Annotated in this window: 10 protein-coding genes; 7 read left to right on the forward strand and 3 right to left on the reverse strand. The window is 61.7% G+C overall.

Features of this window, described 5'->3' with window-relative positions:
• Window positions 1-148 precede the first annotated feature (148 nt).
• Window positions 149-700, reverse strand: coding sequence for a TetR/AcrR family transcriptional regulator (locus tag AC1RLZ_RS30085; protein WP_493191668.1), 552 nt, complete (start codon window positions 698-700; stop codon window positions 149-151).
• Between the two features lie 112 nt (window positions 701-812).
• Between AC1RLZ_RS30085 and AC1RLZ_RS30090 the strand changes: the two genes are divergently transcribed.
• The 4 genes from AC1RLZ_RS30090 (at window position 813) to AC1RLZ_RS30105 (ending at window position 6,665) form a co-directional block, all read left to right on the forward strand.
• Window positions 813-1,199, forward strand: a complete 387-nt coding sequence (locus AC1RLZ_RS30090) for a nuclear transport factor 2 family protein (RefSeq protein WP_493191669.1) — start codon at window positions 813-815, stop codon at window positions 1,197-1,199.
• A gap of 98 nt (window positions 1,200-1,297) precedes the next feature.
• Entirely contained in the window at window positions 1,298-3,088 is a 1,791-nt protein-coding gene (locus AC1RLZ_RS30095; RefSeq protein WP_493191670.1) for an acyl-CoA dehydrogenase C-terminal domain-containing protein, read from the forward strand.
• Between the two features lie 139 nt (window positions 3,089-3,227).
• The gene (locus AC1RLZ_RS30100) at window positions 3,228-4,436 is read left to right on the forward strand and encodes an acetyl-CoA C-acetyltransferase (protein WP_493191671.1); all 1,209 of its coding nucleotides are present in this window, start codon (window positions 3,228-3,230) and stop codon (window positions 4,434-4,436) included.
• A gap of 12 nt (window positions 4,437-4,448) precedes the next feature.
• Complete coding sequence (locus AC1RLZ_RS30105; RefSeq protein ID WP_493191672.1) at window positions 4,449-6,665, forward strand: 3-hydroxyacyl-CoA dehydrogenase NAD-binding domain-containing protein; 2,217 nt, start codon at window positions 4,449-4,451, stop codon at window positions 6,663-6,665.
• A 108-nt stretch (window positions 6,666-6,773) separates the two neighbouring features.
• Here the strand turns inward: AC1RLZ_RS30105 and gstA are convergent, their stop codons facing one another.
• Window positions 6,774-7,388, reverse strand: a complete 615-nt coding sequence (gstA, locus tag AC1RLZ_RS30110; RefSeq protein ID WP_493191673.1) for a glutathione transferase GstA — start codon at window positions 7,386-7,388, stop codon at window positions 6,774-6,776.
• Between the two features lie 125 nt (window positions 7,389-7,513).
• On the opposite strand from gstA, the gene AC1RLZ_RS30115 reads away from it, so the two are divergent.
• The 3 genes from AC1RLZ_RS30115 (at window position 7,514) to AC1RLZ_RS30125 (ending at window position 10,146) form a co-directional block, all read left to right on the forward strand.
• Window positions 7,514-8,014: a MarR family winged helix-turn-helix transcriptional regulator gene (locus AC1RLZ_RS30115; RefSeq protein ID WP_371423901.1), complete on the forward strand. Its 501-nt coding sequence runs from the start codon at window positions 7,514-7,516 to the stop codon at window positions 8,012-8,014.
• A 96-nt stretch (window positions 8,015-8,110) separates the two neighbouring features.
• On the forward strand, window positions 8,111-9,481 hold the full coding sequence (locus AC1RLZ_RS30120) for a glutamate--cysteine ligase (protein ID WP_493191674.1): 1,371 nt from the start codon (window positions 8,111-8,113) through the stop codon (window positions 9,479-9,481).
• A 107-nt stretch (window positions 9,482-9,588) separates the two neighbouring features.
• Window positions 9,589-10,146, forward strand: coding sequence for a PAN domain-containing protein (locus AC1RLZ_RS30125; RefSeq protein ID WP_493191675.1), 558 nt, complete (start codon window positions 9,589-9,591; stop codon window positions 10,144-10,146).
• A gap of 93 nt (window positions 10,147-10,239) precedes the next feature.
• On the opposite strand, the gene AC1RLZ_RS30130 is transcribed toward AC1RLZ_RS30125, so the two are convergent.
• Entirely contained in the window at window positions 10,240-10,632 is a 393-nt protein-coding gene (locus AC1RLZ_RS30130) for a hypothetical protein (protein ID WP_493191676.1), read from the reverse strand.
• Window positions 10,633-10,803 lie beyond the last annotated feature (171 nt).

The following is a 10,803-nucleotide window of genomic DNA, read 5'->3' on the forward strand; positions in this document are numbered from 1 at the left end:
CGGGCGCGGGTCGTCTGCCTCTGATCCGGACTTTTCAGGGTTAGGGTAAATAACGGGTTAAGGATCAGGCCGAGCGGGCCTTAAAAGTTAACTCGCTGATACACTTGCGCCGATTTGCAGCTAGGATCGGATGTCGCTGGCTCTGGCGTCAGCGCGTAAACAGCGCACTCAAATCGTCGACATCCTGTTCGGTGATGGCGCTATGGCGCGGGTCCATCACCGCGGATTGCCCGATATAGGCCCAATACAGGAACTCGGCGCGCGGAAGCGCCCGCTGGCTTTCCACCCCGGCTTCAATCAGCCATTTCGCCATATAGCCAACGCGCCTGGCGTCCACCGAGGCGACCATTTGGGCGACGTCCGCATCGGTCGAGGCCATGGCGCGGATGGCACGGTCCAGGCTGCGGTCTTCGTTGAAGGCGAGTTTCATCAGGTGCGTCAGGCGCGCGGCGCCGGCGACCGAGGCATCGATCCCTTCGATGACCTGATCGGTTGTCCGCTCCTGCCAACGCTGCAGAAGCTGCAGTCGAAATTCAGATATATCCTTGAAATGCCAATAGAAACTGCCGCGCGACACGTTCAGGCCGCTGGCTAGCGCACCGACCTTCAGCGCGTCGGCGCCCTGCCGCGCGAGGATCCTCAGCCCGTGGTCGAGCCAGGCCGAGCGCGTCAGGCGGTCCTTGGTCAGTTGGTCATCCATTTCTCGACCATACACATGTGTATTGACGAAATCCACGCTCTGGCGCTAACGTCCATGCAGAAGTGTATGGAGTGGCGCTGGCCGAACAGTGCCCGATGCGGGAGGGAAGCCGATGAGCATGACCGGCCTCGATAGATGGTACAGCTTCATGCGGTCTCATGATCGGGCCGTGCTGTGGGACCTGCTGCATCCGGATGCCGTGTTCGAAAGCCCGGTCGTGCATGCGCCGCAGCGGGGCCGTGAGATCGTATTCAAGTATCTGACGACTGCAGAGAAAGTGCTGGGTGGCCCCGGCTTCGCTTACAAAGGCGAATGGCGCAGCGACAACGGCGCGGTGCTCGAATTCGAGAACGAGATCGACGGGATCAAGATCAATGGCGTCGACATGATCACCTTCGCCGATGATGGGCGCATTACCCATTTCAAGGTGATGGTCAGGCCGCTCAAGGCCATCAACCTGCTGCACCGGTTGATGGGCGAGGAATTGGCGCGGCAATGAGCCGCCAGCTGCCTGCTTCATCTCCGATAACAATTGCGTAAATCTGACACGGCGGCGCCGTATCATCCGATCAATCGAATTCAAACCGAGAGAATTCCATGCCCAGCTACAAAGCCCCGCTCGAAGACGTCGGCTTCCTGCTCAACGACGTGTTTCAGTTCGATCGCTACAACAATCTGCCCGGCTTTGCTGACGCGTCTGCCGATGTGCGCGAGGCGATTCTGGGCGAAGCCGCCAAGCTCAGCGAAGAAGTGCTGCAGCCGCTGAATCGCGTCGGCGATCTCGAAGGCTGCAAGCGCAACGACGACGGCAGCGTGACCACGCCGAAAGGCTTCAAGGAAGCCTACAAGCAGGTCGCCGAAGGCGGCTGGCTCGGCCTCTCGGCTCCCGCTGAATTCGGCGGCCAGGGCCTGCCGGTGACGCTGTCGCAGACCGTCGCCGAATTCCAGATCTCCGCCAATATGGCGTTCTCGATGTATGGCGGCCTCACCATGGGCGCGACCGCAGCACTCATCGTGCACGGCAAGCCCGAGCAGAAGGCGATGTTCCTGCCGAAGATGGTCGCCGGCGAATGGACCGGCACCATGAACCTCACCGAACCGCATTGCGGCACGGATCTGGGTCTGTTGCGCACCAAGGCCGCGCCGCAGGCCGACGGCAGTTACAAGATCTCCGGCACCAAGATTTTCATCTCGGCCGGTGAGCACGATCTCGCTGACAATATCATCCATCTGGTGCTGGCCCGCATCGAGGGCGCACCGGCCGGCATCAAGGGCGTGTCGCTGTTCGTTGTGCCGAAGTTCCTGGTCAATGCCGATGGATCGATCGGCGCACGCAACGGCGTGATGTGCGGCTCGATCGAGCACAAGATGGGCATTCACGGCAATTCGACCTGTGTGATGAATTACGATGGCGCCACCGGCTGGCTGATCGGCGAAGAGAACAAGGGCATGCAGGGCATGTTCGTGATGATGAACGAAGCCCGCCTCGGCGTGGCCGTGCAGGGCCTCGCGCAGTCCGAAGTCGCCTATCAGAACGCGGTCGCCTATGCGAAGGACCGCCTGCAGGGCCGCTCGCTGACCGGCCCGAAGTCGCCGGAGAAGCCCGCCGATTCGATCATGGTGCATCCCGATGTGCGCCGCACGCTGCTGACCATCCGGGCCTTCAACGAAGCCGCCCGCGCGATGGTGGTGTGGACCGCGCTGAAGAGCGACGTCGCACATCGCTCCGACGATCCGAAAGAGCGTCAGGCCGCCGACGATCACATGGGCCTGATGACCCCGGTGCTGAAGGGCGTGCTCACCGATGGCGGCTTTGCCAATGCAGTCTCCGCGCAGCAGATGTTCGGTGGCCACGGTTATATCGCCGAATGGGGCATGGAACAGTTCGTCCGCGATGCGCGCATTGCCATGATCTATGAAGGTGCCAACGGCATCCAGGCGCTCGATCTCGTCGGCCGCAAGCTGCCGCGTGATGGTGGTCGTGCCGCCATGGCGTTCTTCGGCGAGGTTGCAGCCTTCGCCAAGGAACATGGCGGCGACGAGGCGATGAAGCCTTACATCGATCCGCTCTCGAATGCGCTCGGTCATCTGCAGCAGGCGACCATGTGGCTGATGAACAATGCGATGGCGAAGCCCGACAATGCCGGTGCCGGCGCCACCGATTACATGCAACTGTTCGGTCTCACGGCCTTCGCCTATATGTGGGCGAAGATGGCCAAGGTGGCGCAGGACAAGATTGCCGCTGATGGCGCAACGCCCTATCTGACCACCAAGCTCGTCACCGGCCGCTTCTTCATGGAGCGGATGCTGCCCGAAACCGCCCTCCATCTCGCGCGCCTCCAGACGGGTGCCGCGACGACGATGGAGCTTCCGGCGGAAGCGTTCTAGCCGACTCATACACCGCCATGCCCGGCCTTGTGCCGGGCATCCACGTCTTTACATGCCAATGGCGAGACGTGGATGGCCGGCCCCGGCCATGACGATTACTTCGAAATTCGAACAACACGGCCACTCAAAGGGAGACACCATGCCCGAGGCATATATCTACGATCACGTTCGCACGCCGCGCGGCCGCGGCAAGGCCGATGGCTCGCTGCATGAGGTGACCGCACTGGCGCTCGCCACTGCGCCACTGAAGGCTCTGAAAGAGCGCAACAACCTGCAGCCGGGCACCATCGACGATGTCATCCTGGGCGTGGTCGATCCGGTCGGCGAAGCCGGCGGCGATATCGCGCGCATGGCGGCGCTGTCAGCCGGCTACGGCAACGACGTCCCGGGCATCCAGATCAACCGCTTCTGCGCCTCTGGCCTCGATGCGGTGAACTTCGCGGCGGCGCAGGTGATGTCGGGCCAGCACGCCATGACCATTGGCGGCGGCGCTGAATCCATGAGCCGCGTCGGTATCGGCGCGTCCGGCGGCGCCTGGCCGGTCGATCCGTCGATCGCCGTCCCCGCCTATTTCATGCCGCAGGGCGTATCGGCCGATCTGATCGCGACCAAATACGGTTTCTCGCGGGACGACGTCGATGCCTACGCCGTGCAGAGCCAGCAGCGCGCTGCCAAGGCCTGGGACGAAGGCCGCTTCAAGAATTCGGTGATCCCGGTCAAGGACATCAACGGCCTGACCATTCTGGCCAAGGACGAGCATATGCGTCCGTCCACCACGATGCAGTCGCTGGCGGCGCTGCAGCCGTCCTTCGTGACCATGGCCCAGATGGGCGGCTTCGATGCGGTGGCGATCCAGTCGCATCCGGAAATCGAAGGCGTGAATTACGTTCATCACGCCGGTAATTCGTCGGGCATCGTCGACGGCGCTGCCGCCGTGCTGCTCGGCAGCGCGGAAGCTGGCAAGAAGGCCGGCCTCAAGCCCCGCGCGAAGATCCGCGCCTTCGCCAATATCGGCTCCGAGCCGGCGATGATGCTCACCGGTCCGGTGGACGTCACCAAGAAGGTGCTGGAACGTTCCGGCATGAAGCTGTCGGACATCGATCTGTTCGAGCTCAACGAAGCCTTCGCCTCGGTGGTGCTGCGCTTCATCCAGGCGTTCGAGATCGACAATGAGAAAATCAATGTCTGCGGCGGCGCCATTGCCATGGGCCATCCGCTCGGCGCCACCGGTGCGATGATCCTTGGCACCGTGCTGGATGAACTCGAGCGCACCAACAAATCGACGGCCCTCGTCACCCTCTGCATCGGCGGCGGCATGGGCACCGCCACCATCATCGAACGCGTGTAAGGAGCGGCCAGCATGACCTTCAAGAACTTCAAGGTTGAGACCGATGCCGACGGCATCGCCCTCGTCACCTGGGACATCTCCGGCCGTTCGATGAACGTGCTCGACACGACGACCATCGAGGAACTCGGTGCCATCGTCGATCAGACGACCGCCGATGCCGCCGTGAAGGGCGTCGTCATCACCTCCGGCAAGGAGGCGTTCTCCGCCGGTGCCGATCTGTCGATGCTGGAAGGCATGGGCAAGGTCTTCGCCGAGACCAAGGCAGCCAAGGGCGAGGAAGCCGCACAGCAGATGCTGTTCGACGAGAGCCGCAAGCTGTCGCTGACCCTGCGCAAGATCGAGACCTCCGGCAAGCCATGGGTTGCGGCGATCAACGGCCTCGCCCTCGGCGGCGCGTTCGAACTGACGCTGGCCTGCCACTATCGCGTTGCCGCTGAAAATCCGAAGACGCGTCTTGGCCTGCCCGAGATCAAGGTCGGCCTGTTCCCCGGAGGCGGCGGCACCCAGCGCCTCGCCCGCATGCTGCAACCGCAAGACACGATGCAGATGCTGCTGAAGGGCGAAGCGATCAATCTCGTCAAGGCCAAGGCGATGGGCGTCGTCGGCGCGGTGGTGCCATCAGCCGATCTGATCACGACTGCCAAGGAGTGGATCAAGGCCGGCGGCAAACCCGTCGCGCCGTGGGACGAGAAGGGCTTCAAGCTGCCCGGCGGCCCCGTCTATTCCAAGCAGGGCATGATGATGTTCCCGGCGGGTAACGCGATCTATCGCCGCGAGACCTTCGACAACTATCCGGCCGCGCGTGCGATCATGCAGTGCGTCTATGAAGGCCTGCAGCTGCCGATGGATGCGGCGCTGCGCGTCGAGTCCCGTCAGTTCGCGCATATCCTGCAGACCAAGGAAGCGGCGGCCATGATCCGCAGCCTGTTCCTGTCGATGCAGGAGCTGAACAAGGGCGCGCGCCGTCCGCAAAACGTGCCGCCGACCAAGGTGAAGAAGCTCGCCGTCATCGGCGCCGGCTTCATGGGCGCGTCGGTCGGTTTCGTCTCGGCGCGCGGTGGCATGGAGGTCGTGCTGATCGATCGCGATCAGGCCAGTGCCGACAAGGGTCTCGGTCATTGCATCGCAGCCATCGATGGCCTGATCGCCAAGGGCCGCGCCAAGGAGGCGGACAAGACCGCTCTGATGGCGAAGATCACGGCAACGGCGGATTTCGACGTCATCAAGGACTGCGACCTCGTGATCGAGGCCGTGTTCGAGGATCGCGCGGTCAAGGCCGAGATCTACAAGAAGGTGCAGCCGCTGTTGAAGGAAGGCGCGATCATCGCGTCGAACACCTCGACGCTGCCGATCAACTCGCTCGCCGAAGAGTTCGCAGACCAGTCGAAGTTCATCGGCATCCACTTCTTCTCGCCGGTCGAGAAGATGATGCTGGTGGAGATCATCGTCGGCAAGAACACCGGCGACGTCGCGCTGGCCACCGCGCTGGATTATGTCCGCGTCATCGGCAAGACGCCGATCGTCGTCAACGACTCCCGCGGCTTCTTCGCCAATCGCTGCGTGCTGCGCTTCACGGCCGAAGGCCTCGAAATGCTGCTCGAAGGCGTGCCGCCGGCGATGATCGAGAACACTGCCAAGATGGCCGGCATGCCGGTCGGGCCGCTGTCGCTGTCGGACGAGATCGCGCTCGATCTGGTACTGAAGATCATGAAGGCCACCGAAGCCGATCTGGGTTCGCAGGCCGTCGATCAGGCGCAGAAGAAGCTGATCGTCGAGATGGTCGAGAAGCAGGAACGCTTCGGCCGCAAGAACGGCAAGGGCTTCTACGAGTATCCGCCGAAGGGCAAGGGCTCGAAGGCTCTGTGGAAGGGCATCGCCCCGCTGCTGCCGAAGCCGGTCGATCCCGACACGCTCGATGTCGAGGAACTGAAACAGCGCTTCCTGGTGGTGCAGGCGGTGGAAGCCGCGCGTACCGTCGAGGATCACGTGATCGTCGATCCGCGCGAAGCCGATGTCGGCTCGATCCTCGGCTTCGGCTTTGCGCCGTTCACTGGTGGCACGCTGAGCTATATCGACTTCATGGGCACGAAGAAGTTTGTCGAGCTCTGCCACAAGCTTGAAGCCAAATACGGCTCGCGCTTCACCCCGCCGAAGCTGCTCGAGGAGATGGCGGCCAAGGGCGAGACCTTCTACGGCCGCTTCCCGCCGAAGAAACTGGCCGCGGCGTAACTCGCTGCCCTATCCACCCTCTCCCACAAGGGGGAGGGGAGGAAGGCAGACAAAAAAGGCCGGATCATCGATCCGGCCTTTTGCGTTCTCAGCCGATGAAATTGCAGCTCACGCCGCCTTCATCAGACCTTCCTTGGTCAGTGCTTCCTGCACGGGCGGGCGGGCCGCGACGCGGTCCTTGTAGGCCATCAGGTTCTTGAACTCGGAGAGGTCGATGCTCATCCGGTCGGCCCATTTCAGCATGACGAACAGATAGCCGTCAGCGACGCTGAAATCCTTGCCCATCAGGTAATCCTTACCCGCGAGCTGGCCATCGAGATATTTGAACTTGCCCATCAGACGGGTTCTGAAGAAGCCCTTCACCTCGTCGTCGAACACCGGCTGGAACAGCGGGCTGAAATTCTTGTGCAGCTCGCCATTGATGAAGCCAAGATACTCCTGCAACTGGCGGCGCGCATTGCTGCCATTGGCCGGCGCCAGATTCTTGGCAGCAGCCTGGTCGGCGATGTACTGCACGATGACCGGGCCTTCGGTGAGGAGTTCGCCGCTGTCCAGCCCGAGCGCGGGTACCTGACCTTTCGGGTTGATGGCGAGATAGTCGTCGCCATTTTCCAGCTTCTTGGCTTTCAGGTCGACCTTCACGAGATCGTAAGGCAGGCCGGCTTCGAGAAGTGCGATATGAGGGGAGAGCGAGCAGGCGCCCGGCGAATAATACAGCTTCATCGAAAAATCCTCCCTGAAGACATTGGTTTAACCACGCGGGTGACTAAATGCATCTGCATGAAAGAGTCAAGATTGATGCAGCTGCATCAAGTGGGCTAGGGTGCCGCCACCATTTGGACTGAGCCATGAAACGTAAACCTTCCCTTGAGGCGACTGCCGCCTGGATCCGCCTGATGCGAATCCAGAGCCGGGTGCTGGACGCCGTCGAGCAGGACCTCAAGCGCGCCGGCTTTCCGCCGCTCGCATGGTATGACGCGCTGGCCGAGCTGTCGCGCTCACCGACCGGCGAGATGCGCCCGGTCGAGCTCGAAAAGCAGATGCTGATACCGCAATATTCGACATCGCGTCTGATCGACCGTCTGGTCGACGAAGGCCTGGCTGCACGTCGCGAATGCAAGATGGACAAGCGTGGCCTGTTCGTCGAGATCACGGCGGCCGGGCGCGAGTTGCACAAGAAGATGGGCTGCGCCTATTCAACGGCGATCGAGAAACATGTCGGCTCGAAACTGTCCGACGCAGATGCAGCAAAACTGTGCGGCCTGCTCGACCGGCTCGGCTGCGCGTGCCAAGAAGCGGCACCGACAGTGACATCGCCGGCCGCCAGAGACGCCGCGCCAGCGCGATGAACCTTAAATTTTTGCCTGCGTTCGCGACCTGCACGGGCCGCGAGCGTCCCCGACACCGCGCGCGACTGATTGCAGCGCTTTTCATTCGGAATTTTCATGGCGCGTGACCAAATCGATATGACGCCGCTGCAGTCGCGCGACGAACTCGTGGCGTGGCTGGCGGCGGGCGTGAAGCCGCCTTCGGAATTCCGCATCGGCACCGAACACGAGAAGACACCCTTCACGCTGAACGGTCACAATCCGGTGCCTTACGAAGGCCCACGTGGCATCGGTGCGGTGCTGGATGGCATGAAGCACCTGCTCGGCTGGGAGCCGATCATGGAAGCCGGAAATATCATCGGCCTCTATGACGTCACGGGCGGCGGCGCGATTTCGCTGGAGCCCGGCGGCCAGTTCGAATTGTCAGGCGCGCCGGTGGAGACGGTGCATCAGACGCAGTCCGAACTGATGGCGCATCTGGCGCAGGTGCGCGAAGTGGCGACGCCGCTGGGCATCGGCTTTCTTGGCCTCGGTCTCACCCCATCCTGGTCGCGTGCGCAGATCCCGGTGATGCCCAAGGGCCGCTACAAGATCATGACCAATTACATGCCCAAAGTGGGTCAGTATGGCCTGGACATGATGTACCGGACCTGCACGGTGCAGACCAATCTCGACTTCTCCTCGGAAGCCGACATGGTCAAGAAGCTGCGCGTTTCCGTGGCGCTGCAGCCGATCGCGACCGCATTGTTCGCAAATTCCCCGTTCACTGAAGGCAAGCCGAACGGCTTCCTGTCGTTCCGTTCCGAAGTCTGGCGCGACACGGATAATGCGCGCGCCGGCATGATTCCCTGGGCGTTTGAATCCGGCATGGGCTTCGAACGCTGGGTCGATTACGCGCTCGACGTGCCCATGTATTTCGTCAAGCGCGGCGACACTTACATCGACGTGTCCGGCTCGTCGTTTCGCGATTTCTTCGCGGGCAAGAATGAAAAGATGCCCGGCGAAAGGCCCACCCTGTCGGATTGGGCCAATCATCTCTCGACGATTTTCCCGGAAGTCCGCCTGAAGCGCTATCTCGAAATGCGGGGCGCCGATGGCGTGCCGTCGGATCGCTTGCCGGCATTGTCGGCCTTCTGGGTCGGGCTGCTTTACGACGATGGCGCACTCGATGCTGCCTGGGACATCGTCAAGCACTGGACCGCCCAGGAGCGTCAGGCGTTGCGCGATGACGTGCCGAAATTGGGTTTCAAGGCGAAGATCAAGGATCGCTATCTGTTCGAGATCGCCAAGGAGTGTCTTCTTCTCGCTCATGGCGGCCTGCGCCGCCGCGGCAACCTCGATGCCCATGGACGCGACGAGTCCCGCCACCTGGAGGCGCTCGATCAGATCCTGGATTCCGGCAAGACTCCGGCCGAGCAGATGCTCGACAGGTTTCATGGCGCCTGGGGTGGCTCGGTGGCACCGGCCTATAAGGAATACTGCTTCTAGATCAGCGACTTGGGGAAGCTGAAAATCCGTTCATCAGCGGTACAGGTGACCGGCGTTCCAATGGCGTTCTTCTGACGCCGTTTGCAAACCGCTGAAAGTCATCCTGCATGTCGAGGAATCTGCTCAGAGCGTGTCTGACAGCCTTCGCCATGCTGTTGCTGGCGGCCGTGACGCCTGTTCGGGCGCAAACCAATTTCGATCGGCCTGGCGGGGACTATTCGCGTTCGGTCTCGCAGTCCGGTGATCCCGCCGAATGCGCGCTGATCTGCGAGCGCGACAAGAAGTGCCGCGCCTGGAGCTTCAATTATCCGAGCGATAATTCCGAAAACGCGGTGTGCTTGCTGAAAGACAAGGTGCCGCCGCGGATCGAGAGCTATTGCTGCGTCTCCGGCGTGCGTGGTGCCGGCGTCATCGAGCCCCGCACTGGTCCCGTGGAAACGTCCACCGATCGTTTTGGCGGCGATTATCGCTCGTTCGAGGTCAAGAATGACGACAAGGCCGAGCGTGGTGACGCCTGTCGCGATGCCTGCGAGGGCGACAACAAATGCCGCGCCTGGACCTTTGCGCGCCCCGGCTATGCCGGCAAGAACGCCCGGTGTTTCCTGAAGAACGACATCAAGCCGCCGCGCCGCAAACCGGGATTTATCTCGGGCGTGGTGCGGTAACGCGTGGCGACAGGGACAGGGAAGCTTAGCCCTTGTGCTTGTCGTGTCTGCAGGCACCCAGACATTGTGTCCTTGCCGACTTCCGATCAGCGATTAACGCGACATCGATCCGCCGATGTGGCTTGCCATATATGTGGCAGGACTCTGCGGGCGCGCTGCAGCCCAAAACGCATCTTCATTAAAATGCGCAACATCGCGTGCGACGCGACGTGTGATCGATGCAGCAACGCAAAAGCACACCGAGTGCATGTGATCATGCTCGACGCGAAGATTTCCGCGGGCATATCGGCCGAAGGGCTGCAAGGCCCGTAAACAAAGGCGTTTCCGGGTGTCGCGCTTGTGGGTAATTGCGAGAATTGCATCGTGCGATCGCGCGCGCATGAAAAGAAACATCGAATAATTTTGCTGCGTCGCATTTTTTTCAAAAAAGCTGTTGCGTCTCTCGAAGCCCCGGCCTATAGGTTCACTCCCTTCGGGGCGCTGCACACAGTCTTTCGAGACGCAGCCTGATGACTTCCACTAGGAATGATCAGAACGAAATTTTCTCCCTTCTGGGGAGGGCAATGCTTCGGCGTTGGGTTGTTTGACAAGTTAAATTGAAGAAAGAGAAACGTGGACGGCGGAGTCCTTGCGGGTCTTGTTTGACGGAGCTTCGGC

The organism is Tardiphaga sp. GW822-FHT04G09, assembly GCF_058800725.1.

Coding starts and splice junctions, on each gene's coding strand:
- AC1RLZ_RS30085 (WP_493191668.1), bottom strand. CDS start 700: ATGGATGACCAACTGACCAAGGACCGCCTGACGCGCTCGGCCTGGCTC.
- AC1RLZ_RS30090 (WP_493191669.1), top strand. CDS start 813: ATGAGCATGACCGGCCTCGATAGATGGTACAGCTTCATGCGGTCTCAT.
- AC1RLZ_RS30095 (WP_493191670.1), top strand. CDS start 1,298: ATGCCCAGCTACAAAGCCCCGCTCGAAGACGTCGGCTTCCTGCTCAAC.
- AC1RLZ_RS30100 (WP_493191671.1), top strand. CDS start 3,228: ATGCCCGAGGCATATATCTACGATCACGTTCGCACGCCGCGCGGCCGC.
- AC1RLZ_RS30105 (WP_493191672.1), top strand. CDS start 4,449: ATGACCTTCAAGAACTTCAAGGTTGAGACCGATGCCGACGGCATCGCC.
- gstA (WP_493191673.1), bottom strand. CDS start 7,388: ATGAAGCTGTATTATTCGCCGGGCGCCTGCTCGCTCTCCCCTCATATC.
- AC1RLZ_RS30115 (WP_371423901.1), top strand. CDS start 7,514: ATGAAACGTAAACCTTCCCTTGAGGCGACTGCCGCCTGGATCCGCCTG.
- AC1RLZ_RS30120 (WP_493191674.1), top strand. CDS start 8,111: ATGGCGCGTGACCAAATCGATATGACGCCGCTGCAGTCGCGCGACGAA.
- AC1RLZ_RS30125 (WP_493191675.1), top strand. CDS start 9,589: ATGTCGAGGAATCTGCTCAGAGCGTGTCTGACAGCCTTCGCCATGCTG.